The following is a 16,288-nucleotide window of genomic DNA, read 5'->3' as shown; positions in this document are numbered from 1 at the left end:
CCCCGCCTAGCGGAATTTGACGAAGTAATCGTCGTCGTATTTGCTGAAATCCACCATGGTGCCCAACACCTGGAGATAAGCCACCAAGGCGTCCATCTCGGTGACCGTGGAAGGATCACCGTCGTAATTGCCCTCGGTGGCCTGGCGGATGAGGTTCTCCTTGGCGTCCGGAATGTGAAGCTGGCGGGCGATGGCTTCGCCGAACTGCTTGACGTTGCGCTCATACTCCGCCTGGGTGAGGGAATAGGGCACCCCGACCGCCCGCAGGGCCTTGAGACGATCCACCACGTCGGAGGTATCCAGCACGGTGGTGGCAAGCCACGGATAGCGGGGCATCACCGAGCCGGGCACCATGGCGCTGGGGTCCTTCAGATGGGCGACGTGCCACTCGTTGGAGTATTTTTTGCCCACCCGCGCCAGATCCGGGCCGGTGCGCTTGGAACCCCACTGGAAGGGGTGATCGTACTGGGACTCCGCCGCCAGGGAATAATGGCCGTAGCGCAGCGCCTCGTCACGGAAGGGCCGGATCATCTGCGAATGGCAGGTATAGCAACCCTCGCGGATGTAGATATCCCGGCCCCGTGCCTCCAGCGGGGTGTAGGGACGGACCCCCTCCACCTGCTCCACCGTGCTCTTCACCAGGAACAGGGGCGCGATTTCCACCAGCCCGCCGATGCTGATGACGATCATGGTCAGCACCAGCATCACGCCGACGTTGGTTTCGATCCACTCGTGCTTGAAGCTGAAGTTCATGTCGGTATCCTTCCTGCCCGCAATCAGGCGCCGGCCCGGGCCAGTTTGGCGGCCAGTTTGGCTTCCAGCTCGGCGGCTTCACGCTGGCCCTGACGGATGGTCATGTAGATGTTGTAGGCCATCAGGAGCACCCCGGAGAGGAACACCATGCCCCCTACGGCCCGCATGACGTAGGCCGGATGCATGGCAATCACGGTCTCGATGAACGAGTATTTGAGGTTGCCGAAGTCATCGAAGGTGCGCCACATCAGGCCCTGCCCGATGCCGGAGGCCCACATGGCAGTGATGTAGAGCAGCACGCCGATGGTGGCCAGCCAGAAATGCCAGTAGACGAGCTTGAGGCTGTAGAGCTTGGTGTTCCACAGCTTGGGCATCATGTGATAGAGGGAGCCGAAGGTGATCATCGCGACCCATCCCAGGGCACCCGAATGCACATGGCCCACGGTCCAGTCGGTGTAATGGGAAAGCGCGTTCACGCTCTTGAGGGACATCATCGGACCCTCGAAGGTGGACATGCCGTAGAAGGAGAGCGCCACTGCCATGAAACGGATGATGGGGTCGGTGCGCAGTTTGTCCCAGGCACCCGAGAGGGTCATGATGCCGTTGATCATGCCCCCCCACGAGGGCAGAAGCAGCATGATGGAGAAAGTCGCCGCCAGGGTGGAGGTCCAGTCCGGAATCGCGGTCCAGTGCAGGTGATGCGTGCCCACCCACATGTAGAGGAAGGACAGCGCCCAGAAATGGACGATGGAGAGGCGGTAGGAATAAATGGGCCGCCCTGCCTGCTTGGGCACGAAGTAGTACATCATGCCGAGGAAGGCCGCGGTGAGGAAGAAACCCACCGCATTGTGGCCGTACCACCATTGGGTCATGGCATCCTGCGCGCCGGCAAACAGGCTGTAGGATTTCATGGAGAACAGGCTCACCGGCACCGCCAGGTTGTTGAAGGTGTGCAGCAGCGCGGTGGCCAGAATGAAGGCGATATAGAACCAGTTGGCAACATAGATGTGGGGCTGCTTGCGCCGCATGATGGTGCCGATGAAGACGATGGCATAGGCAATCCACACCACTTCGATGAGCAGATCAATGGGCCACTCCATCTCGGCATATTCACGGCCTTGCGAATAGCCCAGCACATAGGAGACGGCGGCCAGCACGATCACCGCCTGCCAGCCCCAGAAAGTGAAGTTGGCGAGCGCATCGGAAATGAGCCGGGTCTGGCAGGTGCGCTGCACCACGTAATAGGAGGTGGCGAACAGGGCGGAGCCGCCGAAGCCGAAAATCACGCCGCTGGTATGCACCGGCCGCAGACGACCGAAGGTGATGTAGGGAATGTCGAAATTGAGAAAGGGCCAGGCAAGCTCGGAGGCGATATACACGCCGGCCAGCATGCCCACCACACCCCACACCAGGGACATCACCGCAAACTTGCGGACGACGTCGAAGTTGTACTGCTCCTTTTCTGTCACTGCGATCGCCATGGTTTTTCTCCGATTGCTTGCGAACCGAGGTGAGCCCCACAAGGATCACGCCGGCTGGCGCCCTTTTCGAACGAAATTAACTGATAAGTATATTCTGAACTGCTTTTCTCCGGCAAGCCCGCCGGGGGCGGCCGCCCCGCGCCCTTACGCCCCCGCCAGCAAGAGCTTGATATCGTGGACGATTTGCTCCACGTCCGCACCGTAGCCGAAGAGGAGGCGCAACCGCCCCTGGGGGTCGAACACATAGGTGTTCGCGCTGTGATCCAAGGTATAGCTCTTTTCCCCTGTCCCCGCCTGCTTCTGGTAGAAGACCTTGAAATCGGCAGCAGTTTTGCGGATGGCGGCCTCGTCCCCGTAAAGGCCGAGGAAACGGGGATCAAAGGCCGGCACGTACTGGGCGAGCAGCAGCGGGGTATCGCGCTGGGGGTCCAGGGTGACGAACAGCACCTGCACCCGTTCCGCCTCGGGGCCGAGCCGTTTCATGACCTGCGCCATTTCCCCCAGGGTGGTGGGACACACGTCGGGACAGTGGGTGTAGCCAAAGAAGAGCACCACCACCTTGCCGCGGAAATCGGCCAGGCTGCGGGGTTGGCCCGTATGGTCCGTGAGGTGGAAATCCCGGCCCCAGTCGGCGCCAGTGATGTCGGTGCCCTGGAAGGGGGCAGGCTTGCCTCCACACGCCGCAAGCGTGAAGAGGAGGGTGGCGCAGAAGAGGCGAAGCAAGGCAGCCATGGCAGCGAACGCAGAAATGGGAGCGCATTATCCGGATTTTGGCCGCCCCTGTCACCCCCGCCGGCATCACGGGGAGATGCTCTGCGCCGCCCACGCGGCAAGCTCATCAAGCACCGTCTTCACGGCGCGGTTGGCGGCCAGCGCCCCGGCCTCCGGCGTGTCCCGTTCGCTTTCCACGGTTGCCGAAAAGGTGCGCGAGGCCACCACCCCGCCCGAGGCCAGGTCGGTGAGCTGGGCGCGCAGGACGAACTCCACGCGGCTCGGCAGGCGGCCGAAATCCTGACGCAGGCGCACGACTTCGGTATCCAGGCGCAGACCCGCGCGGGCGGCCGTGGGCGGGGTCACCACGGCGGCAAAACCGCCGCTTCCCTCAAGGGCCTGCACGATGAGGGGGGCGAGCATGCGGGCGGGCGCATCCGCCCAGCGATGACGGGCAAAATGGTTGAGCTCCTGCGGCCCCCGCCCATAGACCATGGCGGCAGTATCGTAACCGGGGCTGGCACGAGGGGGTGCCACCAGCAGGACCACGCCCCTGCGCACCGCCGCGGGTGGGAAGTTGGCATCCAGCAGGTAGGTCTTCACCTCCTCCGCCCGCGGCGGGCCGAAACAGCCCGTCAGGAAAAGGGGGAGCAGCAGACAAGCAGGCACAAGCCGCCAAAGCGCAAAGGAGTGTGTTTTATCCCGCATCCTATTCCCCTGGTCCTGGAGGGGGTCCGGGCCGTCCCCAAAGCAGCCCAGCGGGTTCCCGCTCCAGGCGTTCGCCCGCCCGGCGCAGGGTGGCCGCCAACTCCCGCATGTCCATGAGGAGAGCATTGAGTTCGGGAAGGGTCTGCGCCCCCACTTGCGCCAGTTGCGTCTCCACTTGCCCCGCCGCGCCCGTGGTGGCGCGGCCGGCACGGGCGATTTCCTCCGCCAGGCGGTCCACCGTGCCGGCAGTCTCCTGCAGCCGGTGGGCGAGCCGGCTCACCTCGTGGCTCGCCTGCGCCGTGTTGCGCAGGGTGGTGTCCACCAGGGGCAGTTGCTGGGCAAGCAGCCGGGTGCTGGTCTCCACATTGGCGAGGATCGCCCGCAGGCTGCGCCGGGTCTCCTCATCGGTCAGAGCGTTGAGGTTCTCCGCGCTGCGGTTGAGATTGGCAAGCACCGTGGTGACCGCGGTATCCAGGCGGCTGACGAGGGAGGGCCGCGTGGGAATGACCGGCACCTTCTCCCCCGGCGGCGGCAACAGGGGGGGACTCGCCGGTGAGCCGCCGGACAGCTCCACCTGCACCAGGCCGGTGAGCCCCTGCATGCGCAGCGTGGCCACGGTGTCGGCGCGGATGGGGGCCTTCTCCTCCACCGACAGGGCAAGCCGCACCCGACCAGAACCATCGGGCGCGAGACCCACTTCCACCACCCGGCCGACGACCACCCCCTTGAAGCGCACCGGCGCATTCACGTTGAGGCCCGCCACGGATTCGTCGAAGTAGGCGTAATAGAGGCGCTGGCGGTATGCCTCCGGCCCGCCGGCATAGAGCCAGAAGGCGATGCCGATCGCCACCGCTGCCAAGACCACGACGAAAAGGCCCACCAGGGTGTAGCTGAAACGGGATTCCATGACCTCAACTAGCCGCCAGCCGGGCGGACAATCCGCCCCCGCGGCCCGTGGAAATATTCCCGCACCTGGGGATGCGCCGAGCGGGAAAGTTGCGCCATGCTGCCGATCCCCACGACGCGCCCTTCGCCCAGGATGGCCACCCGGTCGGTGACACGCCAGAGCAGATCCAGATCGTGGGTGACCACAATGATGGTGAGTTTCAGCGACTCCTTCAAGCCAAGGATGAGCTCATCCAAGGCACTGGCGGCGACGGGATCGAGACCCGCCGAGGGCTCATCGAGAAAGAGAAGCTCCGGGTCGAGGCTGATGGCGCGGGCGAGTGCGGCCCGCTTGCGCAGGCCACCCGACAGCTCCCGGGGATATTTGTGCGCGCTGTCTTGCGGCAGGTCGGCAAGGGCGATCTTGATGCGGGCGAGCTCGCGGATTTCCGCCGCCGTCAGCTTGGTGTGTTCCCGCAGCGGCAATTCCACGTTTTCCAGGACGGTCAGACCGGAGAAAAGGGCGCCGCCCTGGAACATCACGCCCCAGCGCCGGCGCAGGGACTGCGCTTCGGCCTCCGTCAGGCGGGCGAGGTCCTGCCCCAGAACGCGGATGCGCCCTGCGTCGGGGGTGAGCAGCATGACCATTTCCTTGAGCAGCGTGGACTTGCCACAACCGCTGGGACCGGCAATGGCGAACACTTCACCGGGGCGCACCGCAAACTCGATGCCATCATGGATGCGGGCGCCACCCAGATGGGTCACCACCCCTTCCACCTCGACGGCGAAATCACTTTTCATGTCAACGGAACCCCAGGCGGGTCACACTCGCCAGCACCGAGAAAATGGCATCGACGATGATGACGAGGAAAATGGCCTGCACCACCGAACGCGTCGTGTGCCTGCCCACGCTGTCCGCGCTGCCGCTAGCGGAAAAGCCCTGATAGCAGCCGACGAGGGCGATGATGACGGCAAAGACCGGCGCCTTGCCGATGCCGAAAAGGAAGGTGGAAAGGCGAATGGTGTCGTCGAAACGGTCGAGAAAGCTCATCGCATCCACACCCAGTTGGCTCCAGGCGATGATGAACCCCCCCAGCACGCCCAGCACCTCCGCATAAACCGTCAGCAGCGGCATGACCACCAAGAGCGCCAGCATGCGCGGCAACACCAGCATCTCCTGGGGTGAGACGCCCAGGGTGCGCAGCGCATCGATTTCCTCGGCCACCTTCATGGTGCCGATTTGTGCGGCGAAGGCGGAACCGGAGCGGCCGGCGACGACGACGGCCACCAGCATCGGCGCCAGTTCCCGCAGGAGGGAATGGGCGATGAGATCGACGACGAAGATATTCGCGCCGTAACGGGCAAGCTGGCTCGCCGCCTGGTAGGCGATCACCGTCCCCACGAGAAAGGAAAGGAGGCCTAGGATGGGTAAGGCATCGAGGCCGGTGTGCTGGAGGTGATGCATGAGATGTCGCCCCCGCCAGCGCGCAGGATGAAGCAGTCCCTTAAGCAGCGTGACCGTTGCCTCGCCTAGGAAAGCCAGCATCCCCCTCGCCTCGGCAAGGTGCGCCACCACCTCCATACCCAGCCGGGCCAACACCCCCGGCGCAGGTGGCGCCGGTGGCAGAGGTTTCGCCGCGCGGCTTCGCACCAGGCGCAAAAGAATCTCATGCTCGGCCGATAGACCGAGGAAACGCACCTCTCCGCCCCGGCTCTCGATGCGGCGGGCCAGCTCGGCCAAAAGCCACGCCCCGGCGGTATCGAGGGCCGTGATCCCTGCACAGTGGACACTCACCGCTCGCGAGGCAGGCCAGGGAAGCTCGTCGAGGCGCCTGTGCAGCCCGCCGATGCCCGTCAGCGTCCAGGCTCCCCGGCAGTCGAGCCGGTCAGCTCCGCTCAGGATTTCGGCTTGCGTAGCGGAAAGGCTCGCGTCGGTGCGCATGCGCCGGGCCGCTTACCCTCAAGCGGGCTCGCGCTCCACGCGCTGGGGGGAAAGCACACCGCCGGGGAGATCGGCCAGACGATACTTGCCGGTCTGCACCGCCCGGGCCAGTTTCTCCAGGGTCTGCTCCTGAAGGAGGGCGATGACTTTTTTCTTGATGGGTTGCCACTTGGCGTGCATGGGGCAAGCCGTGGCGTCGGAGCAGACTTTGAGGCCCAGCACGCAGTCCTGGGCAAAGCCGGGACCTTCGGTGATGGCCAGCACCTGCATGAGGTCGGTCTTTTCCGCACCTTCGCGCAGACAAAACCCCCCCAGACGGCCACGAAAGGAATACAACAAGTTGCCCTTGCAGAGACTTTGCATGATCTTCGCCAGATAAGCCGGCGGCACGTTGAGATGGCTGGCGATCTCCCGGTTAAGCACGGGCTGGCCCTTGGGTTGGGTGGCGATGAAGATCAGCGCCTGGATCGCGTACTGGCTGGTGCGGGAGAGAATCATGGCCGTCGATAAACGTCTATGGGGAGAAGTTTATCCTAAATATGACGGCCGCGCACCCCCGACTTCAAGCGAGGTGCGCAAGGGGCAGATGCCAGTGGTGGTCCACCAGCAGGAAGGCGAACAACAGGGCGAGGTAGAGGATGGAATAGGCGAAGGTCCGGCGGGCCAAGGCATCGCTGTAGGCGCGGTAGAGGCGGAAGCCCAGCCAGAGAAAGATCCCGTCGAGGACGAGGGCGCCGGCGAGATAGATGAGGCCGCTCATGCCCGTGGCCACGGGCAGCAGGGTGCAGGCGGTGAGAATGAACGTGTAGAGCAGCACGTGCAGGCGGGTGAAGGCTTCCCCATGGGTCACCGGCAACATGGGCATGCCCGCCTTGGCGTATTCGTCGCGCCGGTACAAGGCCAGGGCCCAGAAATGGGGCGGCGTCCAGGCGAAGATGATGAGGAAGAGGAGCAGCGCATCGGCGCTCACTTCGCCAGTGGCCGCCGCCCAGCCCAGCACCGGCGGCATCGCCCCGGAGGCGCCGCCGATGACGATGTTCTGGGGCGTCAGGGGCTTGAGCACCACGGTGTAGATCACCGCATAGCCAACGAAGGTGGCCAGCGTCAGCCACATGGTCAGCGCATTGACGTAGGTATTGAGGATGAACAGGCCAAGCCCCCCCACCGTGCCGGCGAAGACCAGCGTCTGCAGGGGCGTCACCTCGCCGCGGGGCAGAGGCCGCGCCCGCGTGCGCGCCATGATGGCATCCACCTTCTGTTCGATGAGGCAGTTGAAGGCCGCCGCCGCCCCCGCCACCAGAGCAATGCCCACGGTGCCCGCGAGGAGAATGCGCAGAGGCACCATGCCCGGCACCGCGAGGAACATGCCGATCACCGCGGTGAAGACGATGAGCGCCACCACCCGTGGCTTGCACAGGGCAAAAAACTGCTGACAGCGACACGCCACCTGGTTGATGCCGAGTGTGGCCATGCTCCTCTCCCCGTTGTTCATGGGGCAGACACGGCGTTGCGCGCCTGCCTGGCTGTTTCGCTCAAGACGAAGTTTATCACCACCAGCACCATGACCAGCGCGGCGGCCCCGCCGTTGTGGAGCAGGGCAAGGGGCAGCGGCCAGGCCAGGAGCACATTGGAAAGACCGGTGAAAAACTGCAACACCAGGAGGGCGGCGAGAATCCTGGCCCAGCGGCTGAGCCCCGCCTGCCGCCAGGCACGCACGGCGAGGCTGCCCAACACCAGCAGCACCCCATAGGCAAAACTGCGATGCACCCAATGGATGGCCACGAGGGAAGCGAAGGGAATGAGATTACCTTCCGCCGTCTGCCCCAGGGGGCGCCAGAGGGTGAAGGCATGGCGGAAATCCATTCCCGCCGGCCACCACTGACCATGGCAGAGGGGAAAATCCGGACAGGCGAGCACCGCATAATTGGTGCTCACCCAGCCACCCAGGGCGATCTGGAGAAAAAGCACCCCCAGGGCCAGGCGGGCATGAAGCTTGACGGGTGCGTTCGCCGCAGGCGGGGGACTGTCCCGCAGCGCAAGCCAGGTAAGCAGCGCCAAAAGGGTCATGCCGCCCAGAAGATGCAGGGTGACGATCAAGGGCTGCAGCTTCAAGGTGACGGTGAAGGCCCCGAATGCCCCCTGGATACACACGGCGAGAAAAATCACCGTGGCAAGCCACGGCGAATGGTGGGGTTGACGGTGGTGGCGCCGCCAGGCCCCCACCATGAGCACGATGATGAGCACGCCCACCCCCATGGCGAAATAGCGGTGCAGCATCTCGATCCATGCCTTGACCCGGGTCACCGGCCCGGTGGGCATCGCCGTTTCCGCGGCGCGGATGTGCTCCCCCGCGGAAAGGGGATTGGAGTGACCGTAGCAGCCGGGCCAGTCCGGGCACCCCAGGCCGGAATCGGTGAGCCGGGTGAAGGCGCCGAACATGATGAGATCCAGCGCCAGAAAGGCGGTGACCCAGGCAAGCCGCGGCAAGGGATCACCGCCCCGGCGGCCCACATAGACCAGCACCGGCAGGGCCACGAGGAGGCCGAACAGGGCGAGGAGGAACAGGCTTTCGGGGCTCATCCCCACGCCATCACCCGATTCGGGAGGCTTTGAGGAGCCGGGTGAGATCCTTGGCCATGCGCTTGAGATCCGGGTCGAGGTCGTAGCGCATCATCACATTGCCCAGGGGATCGACAATGTAGAAATGGCCGCTCAACCCCCCCTTGACGGGCAGGCGCGCCACGAGCTCCCCGCGGGCATCACGCAGGATCATGAGGCCGGGAAAGCCCGGCGCGGTGGGCGCCACGGCACTGGCGTCGGTCAGAAGCCAGATCACCCGGACGCGATCCTGCTCCCCTGCCTGGGCAAGACGCACCCGGCGCAGGCCGTCCAGCCGCCGCGCACACACTTCATCGCAGGCAGCAGGAGCGGGGTAGAGGAGAAGCCATTTACCCCGCAACCTGCCCAGGGGAAACGGCTCGCCGGCAGCGGTAAAAAGGGGCAGCTCGGCGGGGAGCGTCACCGGCTCGATGAGTTCGCCGTAGTTGGTCACGCCCCCCCGCGGCGGCCAGACGTAATAGAAGAGATAGGCCGCCGCCACCGGCGCCAGGAAGACGGCAAACACCAGGAGAAGCTTAGTGCGGTTTGGCTGCCCTGCGGTGTCGCGCATACATCACTCCGTAAATCACCACGATGGTCGCCGCCATGGCGAACCACTGAAAGGCATAACCCAGATGTTTTTCTACCCCCGCATCCGGCCGCACCCAATGCCGATGGAGGCCATCGCCGGTATCGTTGAGCTGGGTCACCACGATGGGCAGCAGGGGGTAAGGCAGTTGCGCCGCATAGCGGGGCAGGTCCAGGTTCTGCCAGAGCCTGCCCTGCACCTGCTGCCGCGACAATTCCAGATATTTCCCCGGTGGCTGCATCGCCACCCCTTCGATTTCCACCGGCGCCGGCGGTACGGGCACCGCCGGCAATGACGTGGTCTTCCAATCGCGGGGGAGAAGCCCACGATCGATCAGGACAGCCGTGCCGGCACCGTCGATGAGAAGGGGGGTGAGCACCCCATACGCCGGGCGCCCCTGCCAACTGCGATTGTCGAGAAAAATCCCGTGGTTGGCATCGAAACGTCCCTTCACCCGCACGCGACGGCCCTCCACCGCCTCGGGCGCAATGGGGCGTCCATCGAGCAGAACTGGGGGCGCTGCCAGCGCGGCATCGATTTTGGCCTGCAGCGCCCGTTTGTATTGGGCGCGGTCCAGCTGCCACTTGCCCGCCGCAATGGTGACGACAAGGAGCACGACTGCCGCCACGGTGGGCCAGAGCAGCGAACGGGATCGATCAGCCATGGCGGGGGCGTAAAGCTTGATCTAAACTCCTGCTTTGGTCGGCCGGGCCCAAGAAGGAAGGGGGCATCCCCGTGCTTTGTCTTCCCTCCCCCCTCGCGCCCAGAATCGGGAGTCGTTCATGTCCGTCATCGTCTATCGCAGCCTGGTGGTTCTGTTTCTGCTCGTCATCGTCGCCAGCCTCTTTTCCGCCCTCGCCTTCCTGCTGAAGGACAAAGGTAGCACAGAACGGACGGTGAAGGCCTTGAGCGTGCGCATCGGGGTGTCCATCACCCTGTTTGCGTTGCTCATGGCGGGCTTCTATTTCGGCGTGCTGCCCCCCAAACCCTGAGGACGGGACCCTGCGGTGCCCGCCGCCGGGCAAGGAAACAAAAATGGCGCCGCGGTGAACTGCGGCGCCAGAGTCCCCTTTCTCCTTGTCGTTCTAGTTATGTCCAGCCGAACCTGGCCGTCACAGGGCGTAAACGAAGACGAAGAGCAGCAGCCAGACGACGTCCACGAAGTGCCAGTACCACGACACCGCCTCGAAGGCGAAGTGTCTTTCCGGCGTGAAATGGCCTTTCAGCGCCCGCAGCCAGATGACGATGAGCATGATGGTGCCGATGGTCACGTGCAGCCCGTGGAAACCGGTGAGCATGAAGAAGGTGGCGCCATAGGCACCGGCACCGAGGGTGAGCCCCATTTCCGTATAGGCGTGCACGTATTCATAAGCCTGCAGGCCAAGGAACAAGGCGCCCAGGCAGATGGTGAGGAACAGCCAGACGGTGAGCTGGGTGCGGTTGTTTTTTTTCAGTCCCCAGTGGGCAATGGTCACCGTCAGCCCCGAGGTCAGCAGGATCAGGGTGTTCAGGGCCGGAATCCCCCACGCCCCCATGCTGGAAAACTGGTTGGAACCGGGCGGCACCGCCTGGTTCACCCCCGCCAGGGTGGGACCCAGGGGGCCGGCGGTGGGCCAGCTGGGCGTATAGCCCGGCCACAGCATCTGCCCCGTTTCCCCGGAACCCAACCATGGCACGGCGAGCACCCGCAGATAAAAGAGGGCGCCGAAGAAGGCGGCGAAGAACATGACCTCGGAGAAGATGAACCAGGTCATGCCCCAACGGAAGGAACGGTCCACCTGATCGTTGTATTTGCCCCCCTCGGACTCATCGATGACGCGGCCGAACCAGCCGAACATCATGTAGAAGAGCACCGCCAGTCCCGCCAGCACCAGCCAGCTTCCCGGCAGCCGGTTCGCCCACAGCACCATGCCGGATGCGAACAACAGCAACGCCACCGAACCGACGATGGGCCAGCCCGAAGGCTGGGGCAGATAATAGCCTCCCCCTTGATGCTCACTCATGTTTGTTCCTCCTCGTTTGGATTATTGGCACAGCATTCGCTTCGAAACCAGACTCCCCGCGACGCTTCCCCTGTCCTGCCTCAGGCGACCAGATGGGTCACCAGCCACACCACACCCAGGAGCAGCGCCACGAACAGGGCGGCGCCGATCAGACCCATGACGATCACCTGGCCCGGTGTAAGCCCCGCCGCGTCGGCGTCGTAATCCTGGCGCCGCCGCACGCCGAGAAAACTCCAGAACACAGCCTTGGCCGCCTTCAGCCACGGCGTGCGCGGGGAGTTCACGCGCCGCCCCCGCTGCCGGCTGCCGCCGCCGTCTGCGGGGCACGCTCATAGAAGGTGTAGGAAAGGGTGATGGTGTGCACATCCTCTGGCAGATCGTTCTGCACCACGAACTGCACCGGCATCAACCGCTCCTCGCCGGGTTTGAGCGTCTGCTCGCTGAAGCAGAAGCACTCGATTTTTTTGAAATAGCCCGCCGCCCGCGGCGGCGCGTAGGCGGGCACCGCCTGTCCCACCACCGGGCGGTTGCTGGTGTTCACCACGCGGAAGACAACCTGTTTCATTTCCCCCGGATGCACCGTGACGCGGGGGGTGAGGGGTTCGAAACGCCACGGCAAGCCGCTCCCCACATTGGAGTCGAATTCGATGGTGACACGGCGGCTTGGGTCCACCTGGGTATTACTCACCGCCACACGCTGCCGGTCGATGCCCGTCACCTCGCAAATTTTTTTGTAGAAGGGCACCAGCATGAAGCCGAAGCCGAACATGACCACCGTGATCACGATGAGCCGGATGAGTGTGGTCTTGTTCTGTGCGCGGGCGTCCCTCATCGCGTCAGCCATAGGCATGGATGGTCCAGAGATAAATGAGCACCACGACACCCGCCAGGATGAATGCCGTGATGTACTTGCCCCTCTCGCCCGGTTGCATGGTTGCCCTTTCCCGGCGAGGGGCCTGGCCCCTCGCCCATTGCCTCAGCCCTTCATTTAAGGACGGGCGGCGTTTCGAAGGAGTGGTACGGAGGCGGCGAAGGCAGATGGGTCCACTCCAGGGTGTCTGCCCCCTCCCAGGGCTTGGCCTCCGCCTTCACCCCGCCCTTGATCGCCTTCAGCACCACCGCCAGGAAGATCAACTGGGACAGGCCGAAGCCGAAGGCCCCGATGCTCGCCACCATGTTCCAGTCCGCAAACTGCAGGGCGTAATCCGGCACACGACGCTGCATGCCGGCCAGCCCCAGGAAGTGCATGGGGAAGAAGGTCACATTGAAGAAAATGACGGACAGCCAGAAGTGGAGCTTGCCAAGCTTCTCGTCATACATGTGTCCGGTCCACTTGGGCAGCCAGAAATAGACCCCGGCGAAGATGGCAAACAGCGCGCCTGACACCAAGACATAGTGGAAATGGGCCACCACGTAATAGGTATCCTGCACCTGAATGTCCACCGGCGTGATGGCGCAGACCAGACCGGAGAAGCCGCCGATGGTGAACAGGGCGATGAAGCCCACGGCGAACAGCATGGGCGTTTCGAAGGTCATGGAACCCCGCCACATGGTCGCCACCCAATTGAAGACCTTCACGCCGGTGGGCACGGCAATCAGCATCGTCGCGTACATGAAGAAGAGCTGCGCCGAGGTGGGCATACCGACGGTGAACATGTGGTGCGCCCAGACGATGAAGGAGAGGATGGCGATGGAAGCCGTGGCATACACCATGGAGGCATAGCCGAAAAGGGGCTTGCGCGCAAACGCCGGCACGACCTGGGAGATGATACCGAAGGCCGGCAGGATCATGATGTACACCTCCGGATGCCCGAAGAACCAGAAGATGTGCTGGAACAGGACCGGATCACCGCCGCCCGCGGCGTTGAAGAAGTGGGTGCCGAAATGGCGGTCGGTGAGCAGCATGGTCACCGCACCAGCGAGCACCGGCATCACCGCGATGAGGAGATAGGCGGTGATGAGCCAGGTCCACACGAAAAGGGGCATCTTCATCAGGGTCATACCCGGGGCGCGCATGTTGAGGATGGTGGTGATGATGTTGATGGCGCCCATGATCGAGGAGATGCCGAGGATGTGCACGGCGAAGATGGTCATGTCGTAGGACACCCCGCCCTGCAGGAACAGCGGCGCATACATGGTCCAGCCGCCGGCAAAGGGCCCGCCCGGCACGAACCACTGGGCGATGAGCAGGATCGCCGCCACCGGCAGCAGCCAGAAGGACCAGTTGTTCATCCGGGGAAAGGCCATATCGGGGGCGCCGATCATCATCGGCACCTGCCAGTTAGCGAAGCCGACGAAGGCCGGCATGATGGCACCGAACACCATGATGAGGCCGTGCAGGCTGGTCAGGGCGTTGAATACCTCCGGTTCCACCACCTGCAGCCCAGGCTGGAACAGCTCGGCGCGGATCAGGAGGGCCATGACGCCGCCCACCAGCAGCATGATGAAGGAGAACCACAGGTAGAGGGTGCCAATGTCCTTGTGATTGGTGGTGGTGATCCAGCGCATGATGCCGCTGGGATGGGCATGGCCGTGTTCGTGTGCGTACGTCGCTTCCATTTCTCGACCTCCTCGGATTATTTGCGCAAAGCCTTGATCTCGGCGGGCTGCACCACATCACCCGTGGCATTGCCGAAGGCATTGCGCTCGTAGGTGATGACGGCGGCAAGCTCCACGTCTGAAAGTTGTTTGCCGAAGGCAGCCATGGCGGTGTTGGCCTTGCCGTTCATGACGATATCGATGTGGGCGGCCTTGTCACCCGTGGCGATTTTGGACCCGGCAAGCGCAGGGAAGGTCGGGGGCAGCCCCTTGCCATCGGCCTGGTGACAAGCGGCGCAGTGGGTCTTGTACACCTTCTCCCCTGCTGCCTTGAGTTCGTCCAGGCTATAGGTCTTGTTGGCATCGGCCACCGCCGCCGCCTTGGCCGCTTTCTGCGCCATCACCCATTTGTCGTATTCCTCCTGGGTCTTCACCTCGACCACGATGGGCATGAAGCCATGGTCCTTGCCGCAAAGCTCGGCGCACACCCCGCGATAGATGCCGGTGTTTTCCGCCTTGAACCAGGCATCCTTGATGTAGCCCGGGATCGCATCCTGCTTGATACCGAAGGCGGGCACCCACCAGGAATGGATGACGTCGTTGGCGGTGAGGAGCAGCCGCACTTTCTTGCCCACCGGCACCACCATGGGATTGTCCACTTCGAGGAGATAGTGCTCACCCTTCGCCGCCTGATTGGTGATCTGCTCCCGGGGTGTGGCCAGGGTGGAAAGGAAACGGATGCCCTCGACGGGATATTCATACTCCCACTTCCACTGGTAGCCGGTCACCTTGATGGTCATGTCGGGGCTGCTGGCATCCCGCATGTTGAGCACCGTCTTCGTGGAGGGAATGGCCATGCCCACCAGGATGATGAAGGGAATGATGGTCCACACCACCTCCAGCTTGGTGTTCTCATGGAAGTGGGCAGCCTGGTGGCCCGCCGCTTTGCGGTGTTTCCAGAGGGAATAGAACATGGCGCCGAAGACCACGATGAAGATGCCCACACACACCCACAGGATGAGCAGGTGCAGGTCGTAGATCTCCCTTGCCACCTGGCTTTGCGGCGTGGGCAGGTTGTATTTGGATTCGGCCGCCCAAGCCGCCGCCGCGGCGCTTAAGGTCATGAATGCGGTAAAAAGGCGCACCGCCAGACCCCGAGACTTCCTCGTCATTGCCTTCCCCCTCAGGTTATCGTCAGTTGTTGAAATGTTTTCGCAGTTCCACGAGCAGGCTTTGCCGCACCTCTGGCGCAAGCCGGCGACCCAGCTCCACCTCCCGGCCATGGGAGCGCAGCTTCAGCGCGCCGCCATCCGGCAGGAGCCTGGCCCAGTGACGGTTGAACTGATGGCGGAAAACGCGCCCGCCGTCCCGCCGTTCCACCAGGACACGGTCGCCCAAGAAGCTGATCTTTTCGTAGTCGTCGGCGTGGCGCTCCACCTCGCGGAAGGCCCAGGCGAGCACGCCGACCTCGAGGCCCGCAAAGGGCAGCACCGGCCAGGCGCCGAACCAGGCGAAACCCGCCGCGACGGCGAAAGTGACACCCGCGATGAGAAAGAGGAAACACCGGCGACCAAGGGGGGAGAGAGAGCAGTTGGGCCGCACCAGAACGGTGCGATCTGCGCCGGTTGCAAGCTGTGTGCCTTCCATCCTTGGCGGCTGCCTTCTTGGTCGTTGGGCCCGCGACGGTTTTTTGCCACCGTCTTTGTTTTGGGCGCTACCTTAGCACGCCGCGACAAAATGCCGCAAGGGGGAAACGCGCAAAAACCCTTTTTGGATGAACGACTTAACATTCATACTTCACGATATAATGAAATGCTTATCGCATGGGACGTTTCTATCCGCCCGGGAGATCCGCACCCGGCGAGGCCAAAACCGCCCAAAGCCGGCGCGGGAAGGCCCACCCCTGGCCGTCATGGGCCGTCACCGGCGCCAGCGGAAACGCAGCCCCCCTCTCGCAGAGGATGGCAAAGGACTGATTTCACCCCTCCCCCAAGCGGCGCTTAAACCCAGATTTGTCATTAGGGCGCGCGATGATGGCGAGCCGGGTTTCGAGCAGATTCGCGCACGGGCGACGAGCCCA

19 protein-coding genes are annotated in these 16,288 nt (G+C 63.9%); 1 reads left to right on the top strand and 18 read right to left on the bottom strand.

The genetic code is table 11. The annotated features are described in order from the left end of the window. Positions 1-6 precede the first annotated feature (6 nt). The 12 genes from ccoO to K6T56_09725 all read right to left on the bottom strand — a co-directional run bounded on the left by ccoO (position 7) and on the right by K6T56_09725 (position 10,331). Complete coding sequence (gene ccoO / locus K6T56_09780) at positions 7-753, bottom strand: cytochrome-c oxidase, cbb3-type subunit II (protein ID MCL6556637.1); 747 nt, start codon at positions 751-753, stop codon at positions 7-9. Positions 754-776: 23 nt separating this feature from the next. Continuing rightward, positions 777-2,234, bottom strand: coding sequence for a cytochrome-c oxidase, cbb3-type subunit I (gene ccoN / locus K6T56_09775; GenBank protein MCL6556636.1), 1,458 nt, complete (start codon positions 2,232-2,234; stop codon positions 777-779). Between the two features lie 144 nt (positions 2,235-2,378). Then, positions 2,379-2,966 carry an SCO family protein gene (locus K6T56_09770; GenBank protein MCL6556635.1) on the bottom strand — a complete coding sequence of 196 codons (588 nt, stop codon included), beginning with the start codon at positions 2,964-2,966 and terminating at the stop codon, positions 2,379-2,381. Between the two features lie 66 nt (positions 2,967-3,032). After that, the gene (locus K6T56_09765) at positions 3,033-3,653 is read right to left on the bottom strand and encodes an ABC-type transport auxiliary lipoprotein family protein (GenBank protein MCL6556634.1); all 621 of its coding nucleotides are present in this window, start codon (positions 3,651-3,653) and stop codon (positions 3,033-3,035) included. 1 nt (position 3,654) lies between these two features. Then, positions 3,655-4,560 (bottom strand): MlaD family protein, encoded by a 906-nt coding sequence (locus tag K6T56_09760; protein ID MCL6556633.1) that lies wholly within the window; start codon positions 4,558-4,560, stop codon positions 3,655-3,657. Between the two features lie 8 nt (positions 4,561-4,568). Next, entirely contained in the window at positions 4,569-5,339 is a 771-nt protein-coding gene (locus tag K6T56_09755; protein ID MCL6556632.1) for an ATP-binding cassette domain-containing protein, read from the bottom strand. 1 nt (position 5,340) lies between these two features. Beyond that, positions 5,341-6,480: an MlaE family lipid ABC transporter permease subunit gene (locus K6T56_09750; GenBank protein MCL6556631.1), complete on the bottom strand. Its 1,140-nt coding sequence runs from the start codon at positions 6,478-6,480 to the stop codon at positions 5,341-5,343. Positions 6,481-6,498: 18 nt separating this feature from the next. After that, positions 6,499-6,978, bottom strand: coding sequence for an Rrf2 family transcriptional regulator (locus K6T56_09745; GenBank protein ID MCL6556630.1), 480 nt, complete (start codon positions 6,976-6,978; stop codon positions 6,499-6,501). A 64-nt stretch (positions 6,979-7,042) separates the two neighbouring features. Beyond that, a complete protein-coding gene (cyoE, locus tag K6T56_09740) occupies positions 7,043-7,951 on the bottom strand; it encodes a heme o synthase (GenBank protein MCL6556629.1) in 909 nt (302 codons plus the stop codon). A gap of 17 nt (positions 7,952-7,968) precedes the next feature. Next, positions 7,969-9,060 (bottom strand): COX15/CtaA family protein, encoded by a 1,092-nt coding sequence (locus K6T56_09735; GenBank protein ID MCL6556628.1) that lies wholly within the window; start codon positions 9,058-9,060, stop codon positions 7,969-7,971. A gap of 10 nt (positions 9,061-9,070) precedes the next feature. After that, positions 9,071-9,649, bottom strand: a complete 579-nt coding sequence (locus K6T56_09730) for a cytochrome C oxidase subunit I (GenBank protein MCL6556627.1) — start codon at positions 9,647-9,649, stop codon at positions 9,071-9,073. Continuing rightward, positions 9,615-10,331 carry an SURF1 family protein gene (locus tag K6T56_09725; GenBank protein ID MCL6556626.1) on the bottom strand — a complete coding sequence of 239 codons (717 nt, stop codon included), beginning with the start codon at positions 10,329-10,331 and terminating at the stop codon, positions 9,615-9,617. The genes K6T56_09730 and K6T56_09725 overlap by 35 nt, the downstream gene beginning before the upstream one ends. A gap of 118 nt (positions 10,332-10,449) precedes the next feature. On the opposite strand from K6T56_09725, the gene K6T56_09720 reads away from it, so the two are divergent. Next, complete coding sequence (locus K6T56_09720) at positions 10,450-10,659, top strand: twin transmembrane helix small protein (GenBank protein MCL6556625.1); 210 nt, start codon at positions 10,450-10,452, stop codon at positions 10,657-10,659. Positions 10,660-10,779: 120 nt separating this feature from the next. Here the strand turns inward: K6T56_09720 and K6T56_09715 are convergent, their stop codons facing one another. The 6 genes from K6T56_09715 to K6T56_09690 all read right to left on the bottom strand — a co-directional run bounded on the left by K6T56_09715 (position 10,780) and on the right by K6T56_09690 (position 15,855). Then, a complete protein-coding gene (locus K6T56_09715) occupies positions 10,780-11,670 on the bottom strand; it encodes a cytochrome c oxidase subunit 3 (GenBank protein ID MCL6556624.1) in 891 nt (296 codons plus the stop codon). An 80-nt stretch (positions 11,671-11,750) separates the two neighbouring features. Further along, the gene (locus K6T56_09710) at positions 11,751-11,954 is read right to left on the bottom strand and encodes a DUF2970 domain-containing protein (protein MCL6556623.1); all 204 of its coding nucleotides are present in this window, start codon (positions 11,952-11,954) and stop codon (positions 11,751-11,753) included. Next, complete coding sequence (locus K6T56_09705) at positions 11,951-12,514, bottom strand: cytochrome c oxidase assembly protein (protein ID MCL6556622.1); 564 nt, start codon at positions 12,512-12,514, stop codon at positions 11,951-11,953. Before K6T56_09705 ends, K6T56_09710 begins: the two co-directional genes overlap by 4 nt. A 140-nt stretch (positions 12,515-12,654) precedes the next feature. Continuing rightward, the gene (ctaD, locus tag K6T56_09700; GenBank protein ID MCL6556621.1) at positions 12,655-14,229 is read right to left on the bottom strand and encodes a cytochrome c oxidase subunit I; all 1,575 of its coding nucleotides are present in this window, start codon (positions 14,227-14,229) and stop codon (positions 12,655-12,657) included. 17 nt (positions 14,230-14,246) lie between these two features. Then, positions 14,247-15,380: a cytochrome c oxidase subunit II gene (gene coxB, locus K6T56_09695; GenBank protein MCL6556620.1), complete on the bottom strand. Its 1,134-nt coding sequence runs from the start codon at positions 15,378-15,380 to the stop codon at positions 14,247-14,249. Positions 15,381-15,402: 22 nt separating this feature from the next. Beyond that, positions 15,403-15,855: a DUF2244 domain-containing protein gene (locus tag K6T56_09690; GenBank protein ID MCL6556619.1), complete on the bottom strand. Its 453-nt coding sequence runs from the start codon at positions 15,853-15,855 to the stop codon at positions 15,403-15,405. Positions 15,856-16,288 lie beyond the last annotated feature (433 nt).

Source organism: Burkholderiales bacterium (genome assembly GCA_023511995.1).
Classification (GTDB): domain Bacteria; phylum Pseudomonadota; class Gammaproteobacteria; order Burkholderiales; family Thiobacteraceae; genus Thiobacter.
The sequence above is the reverse complement of the archived record's forward strand: the minus strand, read 5'-3'. Positions and strand labels throughout refer to the sequence as shown.